A 14130-nucleotide genomic window follows, 5' to 3' on the forward strand; every position below is an offset into this window, starting at 1 on the left:
CTGGAATGTACTGGTTACTAATGGGTACATTGGCTGTATTAGTTCTATTGTTTTACTGGTTTACAAAATCATACGAATGAGTTGGATCGACTGGGCAGTGCTTTTCGGCACACTGATTTCCATTGTAGTTTATGGGGTTTGGAAAACCCGAGGCAATAAGGATATTGATAGTTATTTACGTGGTGGAGACGATGTGAAATGGTGGGCCATTGGGCTTTCCATTATGGCAACCCAAGCCAGTGCCATCACTTTCCTTTCTACTCCTGGCCAAGCTTATACCGAGGGTATGGGGTTCGTACAGTTCTATTTTGGTCTTCCAGTGGCCATGATTATCATTTCGGTGTTCTTTTTGCCGATTTACTATAGGCTGAAAGTTTATACTGCTTACGAATATCTGGAAACACGTTTCGATGTAAAAACCCGAATGCTCGCGGCTTTTATCTTCTTAGTGCAACGTGGTCTTGCAGCCGGAATAACAATCTATGCACCTTCAATTATACTTTCATCGCTGTTGGATTGGGATTTAAGAGCGACCAATATCGTAATAGGCGTTTTAGTAATTATTTATACCGTATCTGGCGGAACAAAAGCTGTGACACAAACCCAAAAAACGCAAATGGCGGTAATGATGGGCGGAATGATCCTCGCTGGTGTATTGGTGTTAAACGCATTACCTACTGGTGTGAATATGAACGATGCACTCAATGTGGCTGGTAAAATGGGTAAACTCAATGTTGTTGACTTTACATTTGACCTAAAAAATAAGTATAGTTTTTGGTCAGGAATGACTGGTGCGGTTTTTCTCTTCTTGTCTTATTTTGGAACGGATCAATCTCAGGTACAACGGTATTTATCTGGAAAAACCTTATCTGAGAGTCGCTTAGGGCTGATGATGAACGGTCTTCTTAAAGTGCCAATGCAGTTTATCATTCTCTTTATAGGGGTAATGGTGTTTGTGTTTTATCAATATAATCAACCACCAATATTTTTTAATGAAACGCTGAAGGAGCAAGTTTATGAAACTGATAGGGCTGATGATTTCCGGGCGTATGAAGATGAATACTCAGAAATATTTACAGAAAAACTCACCGCAGTTGAGGGACTTAATGAAGCGGTAAGAACTGGTAACGAAAAAGCCATAGAAGAAGCAAAAATAGCATTGAATGCACTACAAGCTAAATCTGATGAAGTAAGGAGTAGGGCGATTATACTCGTTGGAGAAGCTGTTGAAGGATCAGAAACTAAGGATACGGATTATATTTTCATGGATTTCGTTCAGAAAAACATGCCTGTTGGTATCGTGGGCTTACTATTTGCGGTCATCTTTTCAGCAGCCATGTCTTCTACATCGTCTGAATTGAATGCGCTGGGGAGTACAACCACCATAGACTTTTATAAGCGATCAGTAAAAAAAGACGGTAATGATAATCATTACCTGAGGTATTCAAAACTGTTTACACTTGGTTGGGGAATACTCGCAATTATTGTAGCATCTACTTTATCTCTTTTTGACAACCTGATAGAAGCAGTGAATTTGATTGGTTCTTTATTCTACCCAACTGTTTTGGGTATTTTCGTAGTAGCTTTCTTCTTTAAAAATATTAGAAGCAATGCGGTATTTATGGGTGCAATACTAAGCCAAGCCGTGATTATATTGGTACACTACTTAAATGTTATAGGTGAAGCTGGAGCTTTCACCATGGGCTTTTTATGGTACAATGCCCTGGGTTGTATTTTGGTGGTTTTATTCAGTTATTTTTTCAATTTAGTTAAGCCTGAGAAGCCATCGGTAGCGTAAGTTCACGACATTCTTCCTGAACTTTTTTATGTTTTCTTTTATCGATAAGATCGAGTGCTTCGTCAGAGTCTAAAAGCTGTTGGCAAAGCACGATGTCTTCTTTTAAAAGCAATTGCTTTTCCGCCTTTGTAAGCGAAACCAAGCAACTAATAGGGTAAAGGCCTGAGATTTCAATTCGATCCTTTAGGCTTCCTTTAGAAGGGTAATTCCATGCCATAATTCTAAGGCCGCTGCATTCTGCATATTGTATAGCATCTGAGGTGAAATTGGTATTGTCGACAATCCACCCTGTAAATTTCTTATTTGGGAATTTAGGTTGGTAATTGGCAATAAGGTCATTCATCCTAGAATGCACGTACAATGCAATTTTTACATCTGATTTATAACCAGGGTTGCTGTGGTACTTACATTCCATAAAGTGTATTTCAGTATCATTTTCGGCCCTAACATCCACTTCGTGTGTTACACATTTTCCTTTTAATGTAATTCCTGATTCTACTTTATAGCCTTGATATTCAAATAAATGAGCAATAAAAGCTTCGAACGGATAACCAGAAGGCCCTAACTCAAGAATTGCTTTTTTAAGTTTATATCGGCCAGCCAAGGCATTAGAAGACTTTCTGAGAATGCTATAAGCCCTTTTATAAATTTCCTTGGTGGAAATTCCTTCAAATAAACAACTGAGTACTTCTTTGGTGATTTTTTCAATAAGCTCTGGACTTGCTCCAGATTTGAATAGTGAGTTTTCTAGTTTCTCAATTTCAAATGGAACCAGATCGCCAGAGTATTTCTTAACAAGGATAGTATTCATTCAGTTAATGTTACGTATTGAAAACAAAACTTATGTAATTTGAAGCTGTGTACGCCATAGTCGATATAGAAACCACGGGCAGTTCTGCCAATTACGGAAAAATCACCGAAGTAGCCATTCTAATTCATGATGGAAAGCGTGTGGTAGACGAATATCAAACGCTTTTGAATCCTGAGCGGGTAATTCCAATGAATATTACTGCGCTAACGGGCATTTCGAATGAGATGGTAAAAGATGAACCTCGATTCTTTGAAGTGGCCAAAGAAATTTATCAAATGTTGGAGGGAAATATCTTTGTAGCGCACAATGTCAATTTTGATTATTCATTCCTTAAAAATGAATTTCAACAACTTGGTGGCACTTTAAACTTAAAAAAACTCTGTACGGTTCGGCTTTCTCGTAAGGTATTTCCAGGGTTGAAATCCTATAGTTTAGGCAATCTCTGCGATCATTTTGGTATAGCAAACCATGCACGCCATAGGGCAATGGGTGATGCTAGAGCAACTGTTGAATTGCTTGATTTGATTATTCAGAATGATGAAAATCACATTGCTAACTTCTTAAAGAAAGATTCTCAAGAAGGCTTTTTGCCACCTCATTTACCTAAAGCTGCTTTCGATGCTTTGCCAGAGTTTACTGGCGTATATTACTTTCACGATGCCCACGGTGAGATCATTTATGTAGGAAAGGCCAACAACATTAAGAAGCGTGTTAAAGGCCATTTTTCGAATACCGATGTAGTGTACAAACAAGGATTGAAGGATAAGCTCTACGATATATCATATGAAGAATGCGGAGATGAAATGATCGCTTTTTTATTTGAGTCTTCAGAAATCAAAAAGCATTTTCCGATTTACAACAAGGCCCAAAAACTCTCCAATGCTAAATACGGCCTCTATCATTATCAAGATGGAAAGGGCTTCGATCGATTGTCAATTGGAAAGAAAATGAAAGGCACCTTGCCTTTAATAGGTTTTACTTCTTTCGATCGCGCTCGTGATTATTTGATTGAACTGGTAAAGAAGTTTGAACTCGATCCTGAATTGTGCAGTCTGCCTGCATCTATGATGATGTATTTTGGCTATACAATTAAAACAGGCGGAGAAGGAGCGACAGAGCAGCGCGAAAGATTCAAAAAAGCCATTCAGAGTATTAAAGAAAACTCTCAGTCGTTTTGTTTGCTGGGGCAGGGAAGAACCCTCACTGAAAAGTCTGTAGTATTGGTTGAAAACGGAAAGTATTTGGGCTTTGGCTTTTTTGAAAACGATATGGCTTTTGATAGTATTGAGGATGTAAAGGCTATTATTACCAGGTACCCCGATACGCCCGATATCCAACGTATTATAAATCAGTATTATACAAAACGAAAAGTGATTCAATTTGCTACTCAAGTTCAAGAGCCTAATTATGGTCTTTTTGCTTAAGACTATTAATACGAACTATTCGTTATTCATTTCATAAGATTCCATCACTCAATATCCCTTGTTTTGGGTATGGAAAAAAACTTTTAACAATTTACCTTGAGCAAGGTTAAACCGTTAAAATAATTGTTTCATCAATTGAAAGGATTACGAAACAAATTGATGAGATAATCGCTTAAATAAGTATAGAATTCTCAAACTATAATACGATGAAAAAGACTAAAGAAATTCGAGGTAAACTATTGAAATACGCTGAAGGTAAACTACATGAATCTCAGGAGAAATCTGGGCGTATTATTAAGTATGTTAATGATGTGAGTACTGTGGGTAAAGAGCTATTTTATTCTAGTGTGCTAATGGCCGGCCACAAGTACTTAAAAGTGGAACAAGAAGGACAAGCATAGCCTAAGAAATCCTTACTTCTTACGTAAGATTTTAGAATCCTTTTTATGGATTTCGATTCCCGATATGGGAATTTTTTTTAGCAAAAATTACTTAAAATCTATTTTTGGCGATCTGGTAGGGCATTTGCGTACGTTAGTGTAATAAACGCAAGCGCTGTGAAAGATAGAATGAATATGGAAGGATTAATGGTTTGTCCGTTTACAAAAAAGTCGTTAAGACTAATGACGGAAAAGGAGCTTATTTCATTAAATACTCAAATTAAACATGGCGATTTATTCTTCTACCCTGGAGCACCTGTAAATATTGAAGTAAAGGCAGCTTTGGTTACCTCTCATCTAACTCATATTTACCCCATAATTGATAACATAAGTTATTTACAACGTAGAACAGCTATTGTTTCAAAAAACAGAACGGCCAATCATCTTAAAAGAGTACCTCAAGAAGAAATTGATCAATTTTATAGAGACTATGGATTTGGAGAAGGCAATGCGATTGAAAAGCCTACCAAAGAGCTTAAGAGTAACCCAATAAGTCAGGAAAAAGTAACTCAGTTAGCACGACTACTTCCTAAAGGAGGAGAGTACTTTATGAGCGTGGTAACCCACGATGTTGATTCTATTCACAACCTAACTTATGGGCGTTCATTCAAATACTATTTTCATATGGACTTTTCATTGTCAAGGTTGATGGCAATAAAAGACGAACTACCAGGAGAAACCATTTTAGTGTTGGGCGATGTAGATCACTTGCCTTTTGATAATAATTCTGTAGACGCCTTATTCTCATTTGATTACATCAATAACTATGATAAGGAAGTTCAAGAAATGGCATACGAGGAGTTGAAAAGGTGCCTAAAACCTGATGGCGTTTCAATCATGCTTTATGATAATTCAAAACCCATGCATGCAAGCAGCCAACTTAAATCTGATCAGCGATCAAAAAGAGCTTTGGGCGTAATTGCTCCGTGGAAAAAGATAAAGCTTCCTAATATCTTCTTTTACCCCATCCATAAAGAAGGAGATGCCCCACAAAGTATGGGTTTCTTTAGCCAAAGTATCGCCTGGTAGACCTTTTGTGTAATTCTTGTCAATCCAGTCAAACTATTTTTACGTTTATCAAGTTGGGAAGAAAAAAAGATAGTGATATGAAAACTAAGGTACTACTGATTAGCGGATTAATGATCTTACTTGTAGCAAGTGTTATGACGGTCAGGGGCGAGGAAGACGAACTGTCTGGAGTGGCTTTTGAGCAAGAAAAACCAAAATACGAGATTCAGTTAACAGAGAAGGAGTGGAGAGAAAGATTAACACCCTTGCAATATGCGGTATTAAGAGAACAAGCTACTGAAACCATGTTTTCTGGCAAATACAATAAGTTTTATGAAAAAGGAACTTATTACTCTGCAGCTAGCTTACAGCCTATTTTTAGCTCAGAAACCAAATATGATTCAAAATCAGGCTGGCCAAGTTTTTGGAAACCAATTTCTGATGATGCCATTAAATTGGTGAAAGACACAAGCGAAGGAATGGTGCGCTGGGAAGTTGTAGATAGTAAAAGTGGATCTCATTTAGGCCATGTATTCGAAGACGGCCCTGCGCCAACAGGTTTGCGCTATTGCTTAAATTCAGCAGCTCTAATCTTTGTTCCAGAAGGCGGAACGCCTCCAAAGTTTAAAAAAGACAATAAGTAGTTTACCAACCGCAAATAATTATTTAACATTGGCCTGTTTAATACAGGCCTTTTTATTTATACCATGAAAGAACCACAATCACTCAACTCAGTTGCTGAATTTCACAAAACATTCAAACACCCAATTCTAGAAACTCCTCAAATTCCGTCTGCCGATAGGTGCAAGCTTAGGGTATCGCTTATTGCAGAAGAGCTGAAAGAACTAGAAGAAGCCATTCAAGCAAACGATTTAGTTGAGGTAGCCGATGCCTTGTGTGATATCCAGTATGTATTATCAGGTGCTATTCTTGAATTTGGTTTAGGTAATAGTTTCAAAACCTTGTTTGACGAAGTACAACGCTCAAACATGAGTAAAACCTGCAAAACAATGGAGGAAGCTGAAGCTACACAAAAGCACTATATGGACAAAGATGGAACGGAAAGCTATATTGAGGAGTCGGACGGACATTTTTTGGTGTATAGAACTGCGGATAACAAAACTTTAAAATCGGTAAATTACTCTCCAGCCGACCTTAAGAGTATTCTGAACGACACTATTTAAAAACATATCGCTTGTAGATGGCGTTAGGGCTGTAAATAAAATAAAAATACAAATGCACATAGCCTATACATTAATAACAAGCCTGTTTCTCAATTTTGGAGTTTCTTCATGCTCAAATGTGAACTCAACAGAGTTAGTTAATCTGGAAGCAGAAGTTCAAAAAGGGAATGAAATAGCCACTTTTGCGGGGGGCTGCTTTTGGTGTACCGAAGCGGTATTTGAACGCGTAAATGGCGTTAAAAATGTGGTTTCGGGTTACACAGGAGGAAAAGAGAATAACCCCACTTATGAAGACGTAAGTTACGGCAGGTCAACCCATGCCGAAGCTATTCAAATTTATTACGACCCTAAGGTGATTTCGTATCAAGAACTTTTAGAGGTCTTCTTCTATACACACGATCCAACCCAAGTAAATCGTCAAGGTCCAGATGTAGGAACACAGTACCGTACAGAGGTTTTTTATCATGATGAGAATCAGAAGAAACTAGCTACCGATTATATTTCAAAGTTGAATCAGTCAGGAAAGTACAATAAACCGATTGCTACAAAAGTGACTGAGTACACTAAATTTTGGCTGGCCGAAGATTACCATCAGAACTATTACGAGTTGAACCCAGGTAACCCTTATATTATCAATATAGCTGTACCTAAAGTGAATAAACTAAAAGAACATTTTCCTAATTTGGTAAAGAAGAAATACGCTTCTGAGAAATAAGAGCTTGGCCTTAAATCTTTAATAATATTCAATAGCACTTCTTTACAGGAGTGCTATTTTTCTAATATGCTTCTAAACTCAGCTAAGGCGGCATGACTGCCAATTACTGTCATAATATCGCCCACCAATAGATGCGTGTTTCCGTGAGGGATAAAGACTTCTCCAGCTCGCTTTTGAATGACTAATGAACCAGCAGGAGGAAAAGGTACTTCCTTTACCAGTTTTCTATTAATATCACCACGGCTAATTGTTATCTCCTCCAGACGGTAATCTCCAAAACTTTCTGAAAGTGAAGAAACTGAATCTGGACTGGCAATCATATTTTCAATGTGGTTGGCCAAAACTACATCATGATCGATAAACTTAATTTCTCCTTGAGGGTCAATCAAATCATGTGTAGCCGATTGCTTTCTAGTAATAATTTTACTGTGTTTTAATTCATTTTTGATGTATCGGGTCAGCTCCTGATTCAAGTTGTTTGATTCTGTAAGAACAATCACAAGATCTGCTGACCTCAGTTTTAATCCGTCTACAACGCTCGCACTTAGGTTTTGAATGAATTTATAGTTCAAACTCTTTTTATCGAAGTCTGGCAATATTTCCTTCTTCTGGATTAGGGTTATGAAGGACATATCGTGCATTTTAAGCCTTTCGGCTAAGAATAAACTTGCCCTGCTTCCTCCAAAAACATAAATATTGTGGTGCTCTTCTTTTCCATTATTAAAGATCTTGTAAATGGAAGGCGAGATTAGACTTACCAAAATGGCCGTGGTTACAATTCCGGCATTATCGGCAGAACTAATTACATTTAAAGAAAGCCCGATTTGGGCAGCGGCAATGGTCAACCCCATTCTAGCAGTAAGTAATACACCTCCGGCTAAAGCCTTTTTCAACCCAAACACTTTAATCATGATTAAGGCTGGAATAAGCTGAGTAACAAAAAAACCAACAATTAAGGTGAGAATAAAGGGTATGGATTCTTGAAACTGAGTAAGTGCCGACAAATCTAAGTTCACCCCAACCATAATAAAGAAGATGGGAATAAAGAAGCCATAACTCATACCATCCAGCTTAAATAGCAATGCCGAACGCTCTTTGCTTACAAACAGGCTTAACAGGGTACCTGCAAAAAAAGCACCCATGGCCAATTCTGTACCGATTAAATGGGCAATTACCACAAAGAATAATAGTAAGGCCACAGCACCACGTACTCTAATTTGGCTGGCGGCATGTTCCAGTCTATAGAGCAACTGCTGAAAACTGCGCACTTTCATTAAACGCTTACCAAGCCAGTACACAACGATGAATACAATGAAAATAATGGCGAAAAGGAGAAGTTCTACCTGAAACCCTTTTTTCAGTACGCCTGAATAAATGCTAATCAGTATGATGCTCATTACCGTGGCAATGGCACCTTCCATCAGTAGAATCTGCCCAAACTTGCGCTTCAATTCTCCTTCTGCTTTTAAAATAGGTACAGTTATGCTGAGGGCTACGGTTGGTAATAAGAACATGTAGAATACGATGTCTACCTCCATAAATTGGTTCATTAACCATGCAAAAGGCAATGAAAGCAATAGCGAACCAAAATAGATGAAAAGGGCTACCAAAAGTGAGTTACTTACTAAATCTACAAATTTGATTCGGCCTCGGGGGAAAGATGAAATAATTTTGTTGACATCAATTTCCATTCCTGCCAAGAAGATTAGGAATAGAAAGCCAGTTTGTGCCAAAAAGCTTGTAATGGCAGTTTCTTCAACCCAGCCCAATACGAAAGGGCCTACCATTACGCCCATTACGATTTCGACAATTACAGAAGGTACTTTTGAGATTTCTAACCTGGAGAGTACTAAGGGTACTACCCAGGCAATAGACAGAATGATAAAAATTGGCCAGTATTCGAGGTTGTTCATCAAGGTTGTGAAAGTTCGTAATTTCCCTAAAATAGGTAAAAATGAACTGAGCCACGACTATAAACTTCAAAGAATGCTCGAGCCCAAAATATTTAAGGCTTTGAAAAGTAGAAATCGAAAATTGAAGAAATAAAGCTCAAACTATTATTTGCTAAACCTAAAGTACTTGAATTCAACTTCTTCTGCTTCTCCTTCATCGCTGATGACCACATACATGTGAATTTCATTTGCGGAGATACGCTTAATCGTAAACCCATCAAAATAAACGGCATTCTTTTCCACTTTTACCAAAGGGAACTCTTCTCGTTCATTTTTCTCTTCCCAGCCTGTGAGGTCACTGTTGAAGTGCTTTAAGCGAAATGATAGGCTACCGTTTTCTTCTACCAACTGGCAGATTTCGTAAAAACTGGTTTTACCTTCTGAAACAAGTTTGAAGGAACCCATCATAGAATCGCCCAAAGGAGGAGACCAAATTTCTTCTGTTATGCCTCCAAACGCTTCGCCACGCCAATGACCACTCAGCCAAGCGATATCGGCTAAAGTTGCTTTCGGAGATTTATTATTGCCAAGTTTTAAGGTGTTTTGACTAAAGCTGCTTAAACAGATAAAAACGAATACGAGAGATAGACTTAGCTTTTTCATGTTTTATTGAATTGACGAACCACAATGCAAATAGGGGACAACGGCTTTCTAGATTTCCGTAATCCTTACCTTTTTATTCTTCAGTTTAGTGTTATTCAGGGTCTTAATCAAACGTTTGGCTTCTATGGCGGCTACGGCAACAAAAGCACAGTCGTTTTTAATTTCTATCATGCCCAACTGATCTTTCTGCAATTGGCCTTGTTTGAAAAATAGTCCAGCAATATCACTTTTAGAAATTTTATCCTTTCTTCCTCCCGAAATAAATAGGGTTTTCATCAGTGGTTTTGGTGCCGAAATTTCTTCCAATACATCACGAACCCTTCCACTTTTAGGCTTAAGCTCAGAAATGAAATCAGGCAATTCTTCTTTTTCCCATTGTAGCACGTAGGCCGTTCCTTCTGAGTTCATTCTGGCGGTTCTACCGTTTCTGTGGGTGAATTCTGGCCCAGAGTTAGGCAAATGGTAATGGATAATGAATTTCAATTCTGGAATATCAATTCCTCTGGCAGCCAAATCTGTTGCCAATAGCAATTGGTAAGTACCATTTCGGAACTGAATAAGCGCTCTTTCGCGGTCTACTTGTTCCATTCCACCATAAAACACACCATGGTTAATTTCATGATCGAAAAGGTATTGGCTAATGCGCTCAATAGAATCTTTAAAGTTGCAGAACACAATGCCCGGCTGATCTCCAAGTCGGTTGAGGGTATCTACTAAAGTTTCCAATTTATCTCTATCGGGAGAAAGCACCAGTTGGATTTCAAGCGATGAGTCGCCTTTATCTGAAAAATCGAGAATTTGAGGCGACTTGAGCTTTACAAAGCCTGGTATTTCGGTTTCGTTGGTGGCCGAAGTCAAAATCTTCTTTTGCACATGGTTAAGCAAAGCGATGATCTCCATCATTTCTAGTTCAAAACCCACTTCTAAAGACTTATCGAATTCATCTAATACCAAGGTTTGTATGTCTTTTACAGGGAAAGCGTCACGCCTTAAATGGTCCGCCACACGGCCAAGAGTACCAACAAGGATTGCAGGTCTGTGCTTCAATTCCATTCTGTCTTTCGATGCTGGGCGCCCGCCATACACGGCATTGGCTTTAAAACCCGTTCCCATTTCTCTAATCACCTGTTCAATCTGAATGGCCAATTCTCTGGACGGCACCAAGATTAAAGCTTGTACTTCAGCGCAGTTCACATCTAGTGATTGAATAATAGGAAGCAAAAAGGCCAAGGTTTTTCCTGTGCCCGTAGGGGAAAGTAAGACTACGTTTGAATGCTGGTGAATGGCTTCTTGGGCCGCTTCTTGCATTGGGTTGAGTTTTTCTATTCGAAGCTTTGCGAGGATTTCCTCTTGGTTTTTATGGGCAGTTTGCATGGTGCAAAACTACTTGTATTTCAGGTATAAATAGAAAAGTGAAACGCTTTTGCGCTTTTATATTTTTTTAAATTGCCGAAATGAAAAAAGAATGTCCTTCATGCGCCATGGAAATAGATGCAGCAGCAAAAGTTTGCCCTATCTGCGCTTATGAATTCCCTAGGCAGTCAAAGGCTTTAAGCTGGGTAGCTATCCTCTTAATTGTGGCCTTGTTGTTATGGTTGGTGTTGTAGATTAACTGGCTTCCTTTACTTTTTCTTGGTCTTTTTTTGTTAAGAATTGCTCTAACAGAATTAAACCTGTACCAATCATTACCGATACATCGGCAGCATTAAAAATGCCTGTTCTAAAAACGCCACCTAAATCTATATGCACCATATCGGTTACAGAACCATAAAGAATGCGGTCATATAAATTGCCAATTCCACCACCAACAATAAATGATAGACCTACAATTGCTAATTTGGTGAGGTCTTTTTTAATAAGAAGGAAGACAAAAAGGCCTACCATCACCAAACCTGGTAAACCAAGCAACAGAATGTTTTTGAAAATAGGAGACAAGTCGGAACCCATGCCTAAGAAAGCGCCTGAATTCTCCACTTTGGTAAGAATAAGGGTATCACCGATCACTTCAATGCGCTCGTTATATTCAATTTGCTCGCGTGCCATTTCTTTGGTGACTTGATCGCAGCCTATATTAACGATGATAATGGCGAGAATAGCGATGATACGATTAACGTTTGACTTCATGGGATTCTTTTCAGGCTGCTAAACTAATCAATAGCTTATAAAATGAAGGCTGGTATTGGTGAAAATTATTTGGTTATGGAAATCTTAGTGGATATTAAGAGTCTTTGAATATATGAAAGATTACAGGTCTGTGCGTAGGGGTTTTATAAAGAGAAATCAGACTCAGTACATGAGTAAGAACTTTTTGTTTAGTCTAAAACAGTAATTTTTTACATACCTTATGTTATAATGTTTTTACTCACCAATTAATTCAGTTGTAACCTTTTTTAATAATTCCAAATATTCATTGAAATCATTTCTTTGTATTAGCGATGGTCTATATTGTTCTGGTGGGTAATGAGAAAGAGCATTTCTTAACTTTCCCCATTCAAGTAATTTATTATAGTCCTCATTATTTATCTTTTTTGAAATTTTTCTAGTGTAATCTAATTTTACTTTTAGTCCATGCATATCCTTTTCAGGAAAAAACTCTTGCTTTAAAATCCCTTCAAATATTCCTTGTAAGCGCCAAATTCCGAATTGCCAGATGAATAAATTGTCGATGAAAGCGTAATAACTTAAGTCAGAAATAGCTTCGGAGTCAGTTTTTTTAGCTTCTAATTCTTTTTCTTTAATTTCAATTTGTTTATTTCTATCATCAATTAATTCTGTGATTAATCTGTCCGTATAGTCGTAGTCAGAAATTGATAATCCGTATATGTGCCAATTTGTATTTTTAAGTTCTTCTCTCACTATATACTTTGGTTTCTCAAATATGCTACAATCTTACATAACGCTCACATTTATGAGCGATATATTTCCAATAGTTTACAAAAAGTGAGCGTTAGCACCCCAATACGGTGTACTATACGCACCTATTAACAAGTTATAAGTTTAGCGAAATTAATTTTAGAACAGTAACATTCGTTGGCTATTTAGTATTAAAATACTAATAAAGCCTGCGTTACTCGTCATTGCGAACCTGCTAAAGTCTTGCGAAGTGATAGTGTTTACGTGAAGCAATCTCCCCGCCCAGTTAACGAACACCTTAGATTGCTTCGTCATAAGCTTTTGCTATCGCAACGCTTATTTCTCGCAATGGCGCTCTGATTGAGCGTTTGTGGTGATTTGCATTCAAGAATAATGTGTGATTGAGGCTGTTATTAACCGAACATATCTGCGTTCACCGTCATTGCTCCTTCGCTGTAGCTTCAGCTCAAGCGTTGCGAACCTGCTGTACTTCTTCGCAGTGATGGTGTTAACGTGAAGCAATCTCCCCGCCCAGTTAACGAATGCCTTAGATTGCTTCGTCATAAGCGTTCGCTATCATAACGTTTATTTCTCGCAATGGCGCTCCGATTGGGTGTTTGAGGTTAAGTGTGGTCAAGAGGATGGGAAACAATCTCAAAGAAATTTCTTATCAGGTTAGGGTAAAAGTAGTTGACCAATATGCCCCATACTATTCAAAGCCTTTTTCCCATTCACTTCCTTGAATATCTCCTGCAATAACTAGTTTGTTTTTGAAAACCCACATGGCCATTGTGAATTTTTGTTTTGTTTTATCAGAAAAGAAACGCCATTCATTGTTTTCAACATTTGGGCTTCCCAAAAGCTTATTGGCTACTTTGTTAACATCTATGCCATCTTTTGCAGTTAAAATTATTTCGTAAACTTCTGCTGTACTTGTGCTTACATAAAAAATAGCCGATTGAAACTCTTTATCGTCTAAATTTGAGAGGTATACCCTTCTGAATGATTCTTCTGTCTTTTGATCTACGCAATTATCACATTTATTTAAAAGCTCTTGCTCGGTAGAGCCCAAGAAGATCTTCATTTTTGTTATAGCTTTTGGGAAGTACTTTTTCTGTTGTTGAAGGCTTTGCGCTTGAATAGATGTATAACTTAGAAGTAGTACTAGAATCGAGAGCTTTTTGAATAGTTTCATAGCTAATAAAGTCAATAAGTTTGAGTCGGTAAATCATCTATTCATAAACTATATTGTGCCTATGTCTACCGAGTAGTTGTTAGAAAGTTATAAAAAAATCTTTCAACGATCAATTCTTTAACGGAGAATAGCGGTTTAGTTTGTAGT

15 protein-coding genes are annotated in these 14130 nt (G+C 37.9%); 8 read left to right on the plus strand and 7 right to left on the minus strand.

Annotated features, from left to right (window positions below; genetic code table 11):
* The first annotated feature begins 76 nt into the window (after nt 1–76).
* Nucleotides 77–1798 (plus strand): sodium:solute symporter family protein, encoded by a 1722-nt coding sequence (locus AWW67_RS11865; protein WP_062301994.1) that lies wholly within the window; start codon nt 77–79, stop codon nt 1796–1798.
* Here AWW67_RS11865 and AWW67_RS11870 read toward each other — a convergent pair.
* Nucleotides 1770–2609 (minus strand): ATP cone domain-containing protein, encoded by an 840-nt coding sequence (locus AWW67_RS11870; protein WP_062301995.1) that lies wholly within the window; start codon nt 2607–2609, stop codon nt 1770–1772. The genes AWW67_RS11865 and AWW67_RS11870 overlap by 29 nt on opposite strands.
* Before the next feature lie 47 nt (nt 2610–2656).
* On the opposite strand from AWW67_RS11870, the gene AWW67_RS11875 reads away from it, so the two are divergent.
* The 6 genes from AWW67_RS11875 to msrA all read left to right on the plus strand — a co-directional run bounded on the left by AWW67_RS11875 (nt 2657) and on the right by msrA (nt 7380).
* On the plus strand, nt 2657–4033 hold the full coding sequence (locus AWW67_RS11875; protein ID WP_062301996.1) for an exonuclease domain-containing protein: 1377 nt from the start codon (nt 2657–2659) through the stop codon (nt 4031–4033).
* 206 nt (nt 4034–4239) lie between these two features.
* Nucleotides 4240–4434 carry a hypothetical protein gene (locus tag AWW67_RS11880; RefSeq protein WP_062301998.1) on the plus strand — a complete coding sequence of 65 codons (195 nt, stop codon included), beginning with the start codon at nt 4240–4242 and terminating at the stop codon, nt 4432–4434.
* A gap of 156 nt (nt 4435–4590) precedes the next feature.
* Nucleotides 4591–5502 carry a class I SAM-dependent methyltransferase gene (locus AWW67_RS11885; RefSeq protein ID WP_082794032.1) on the plus strand — a complete coding sequence of 304 codons (912 nt, stop codon included), beginning with the start codon at nt 4591–4593 and terminating at the stop codon, nt 5500–5502.
* 77 nt (nt 5503–5579) lie between these two features.
* Nucleotides 5580–6125: a peptide-methionine (R)-S-oxide reductase MsrB gene (gene msrB, locus AWW67_RS11890; protein WP_071387129.1), complete on the plus strand. Its 546-nt coding sequence runs from the start codon at nt 5580–5582 to the stop codon at nt 6123–6125.
* Nucleotides 6126–6188: 63 nt separating this feature from the next.
* The gene (locus tag AWW67_RS11895) at nt 6189–6665 is read left to right on the plus strand and encodes a pyrophosphohydrolase domain-containing protein (protein ID WP_053225094.1); all 477 of its coding nucleotides are present in this window, start codon (nt 6189–6191) and stop codon (nt 6663–6665) included.
* Between the two features lie 52 nt (nt 6666–6717).
* The gene (msrA, locus tag AWW67_RS11900) at nt 6718–7380 is read left to right on the plus strand and encodes a peptide-methionine (S)-S-oxide reductase MsrA (protein WP_089082043.1); all 663 of its coding nucleotides are present in this window, start codon (nt 6718–6720) and stop codon (nt 7378–7380) included.
* 53 nt (nt 7381–7433) lie between these two features.
* Here msrA and AWW67_RS11905 read toward each other — a convergent pair whose 3' ends face one another.
* The 3 genes from AWW67_RS11905 to AWW67_RS11915 form a co-directional block, all read right to left on the minus strand.
* The gene (locus AWW67_RS11905; RefSeq protein WP_062302002.1) at nt 7434–9293 is read right to left on the minus strand and encodes a cation:proton antiporter domain-containing protein; all 1860 of its coding nucleotides are present in this window, start codon (nt 9291–9293) and stop codon (nt 7434–7436) included.
* A gap of 144 nt (nt 9294–9437) precedes the next feature.
* Nucleotides 9438–9935 (minus strand): DUF6265 family protein, encoded by a 498-nt coding sequence (locus tag AWW67_RS11910; protein WP_062302004.1) that lies wholly within the window; start codon nt 9933–9935, stop codon nt 9438–9440.
* A gap of 48 nt (nt 9936–9983) precedes the next feature.
* Complete coding sequence (locus tag AWW67_RS11915; protein ID WP_062302005.1) at nt 9984–11309, minus strand: DEAD/DEAH box helicase; 1326 nt, start codon at nt 11307–11309, stop codon at nt 9984–9986.
* A gap of 80 nt (nt 11310–11389) precedes the next feature.
* Between AWW67_RS11915 and AWW67_RS18890 the strand changes: the two genes are divergently transcribed.
* Nucleotides 11390–11542 carry a zinc ribbon domain-containing protein gene (locus AWW67_RS18890; protein ID WP_141655448.1) on the plus strand — a complete coding sequence of 51 codons (153 nt, stop codon included), beginning with the start codon at nt 11390–11392 and terminating at the stop codon, nt 11540–11542.
* Between the two features lies 1 nt (nt 11543).
* Here the strand turns inward: AWW67_RS18890 and lspA are convergent, their stop codons facing one another.
* The 3 genes from lspA to AWW67_RS11930 all read right to left on the minus strand — a co-directional run bounded on the left by lspA (nt 11544) and on the right by AWW67_RS11930 (nt 13983).
* On the minus strand, nt 11544–12059 hold the full coding sequence (gene lspA, locus AWW67_RS11920) for a signal peptidase II (RefSeq protein ID WP_053225090.1): 516 nt from the start codon (nt 12057–12059) through the stop codon (nt 11544–11546).
* Between the two features lie 234 nt (nt 12060–12293).
* A complete protein-coding gene (locus tag AWW67_RS11925) occupies nt 12294–12791 on the minus strand; it encodes a hypothetical protein (protein ID WP_062302007.1) in 498 nt (165 codons plus the stop codon).
* 706 nt (nt 12792–13497) lie between these two features.
* The gene (locus AWW67_RS11930; protein WP_062302008.1) at nt 13498–13983 is read right to left on the minus strand and encodes a hypothetical protein; all 486 of its coding nucleotides are present in this window, start codon (nt 13981–13983) and stop codon (nt 13498–13500) included.
* Nucleotides 13984–14130 lie beyond the last annotated feature (147 nt).

It is taken from the genome of Roseivirga seohaensis, from assembly GCF_001592945.1.
Lineage (GTDB): Bacteria > Bacteroidota > Bacteroidia > Cytophagales > Cyclobacteriaceae > Roseivirga > Roseivirga seohaensis.

What these genes read in the sequence shown, in the direction of transcription:
- AWW67_RS11915 (WP_062302005.1), bottom strand. Translation starts at nt 11,309, where the DNA reads ATGCAAACTGCCCATAAAAACCAAGAGGAAATCCTCGCAAAGCTTCGA.
- AWW67_RS11895 (WP_053225094.1), top strand. Translation starts at nt 6,189, where the DNA reads ATGAAAGAACCACAATCACTCAACTCAGTTGCTGAATTTCACAAAACA.
- AWW67_RS18890 (WP_141655448.1), top strand. Translation starts at nt 11,390, where the DNA reads ATGAAAAAAGAATGTCCTTCATGCGCCATGGAAATAGATGCAGCAGCA.
- msrB (WP_071387129.1), top strand. Translation starts at nt 5,580, where the DNA reads ATGAAAACTAAGGTACTACTGATTAGCGGATTAATGATCTTACTTGTA.
- AWW67_RS11880 (WP_062301998.1), top strand. Translation starts at nt 4,240, where the DNA reads ATGAAAAAGACTAAAGAAATTCGAGGTAAACTATTGAAATACGCTGAA.
- lspA (WP_053225090.1), bottom strand. Translation starts at nt 12,059, where the DNA reads ATGAAGTCAAACGTTAATCGTATCATCGCTATTCTCGCCATTATCATC.
- AWW67_RS11905 (WP_062302002.1), bottom strand. Translation starts at nt 9,293, where the DNA reads ATGAACAACCTCGAATACTGGCCAATTTTTATCATTCTGTCTATTGCC.
- msrA (WP_089082043.1), top strand. Translation starts at nt 6,718, where the DNA reads ATGCACATAGCCTATACATTAATAACAAGCCTGTTTCTCAATTTTGGA.
- AWW67_RS11910 (WP_062302004.1), bottom strand. Translation starts at nt 9,935, where the DNA reads ATGAAAAAGCTAAGTCTATCTCTCGTATTCGTTTTTATCTGTTTAAGC.
- AWW67_RS11930 (WP_062302008.1), bottom strand. Translation starts at nt 13,983, where the DNA reads ATGAAACTATTCAAAAAGCTCTCGATTCTAGTACTACTTCTAAGTTAT.
- AWW67_RS11865 (WP_062301994.1), top strand. Translation starts at nt 77, where the DNA reads ATGAGTTGGATCGACTGGGCAGTGCTTTTCGGCACACTGATTTCCATT.
- AWW67_RS11870 (WP_062301995.1), bottom strand. Translation starts at nt 2,609, where the DNA reads ATGAATACTATCCTTGTTAAGAAATACTCTGGCGATCTGGTTCCATTT.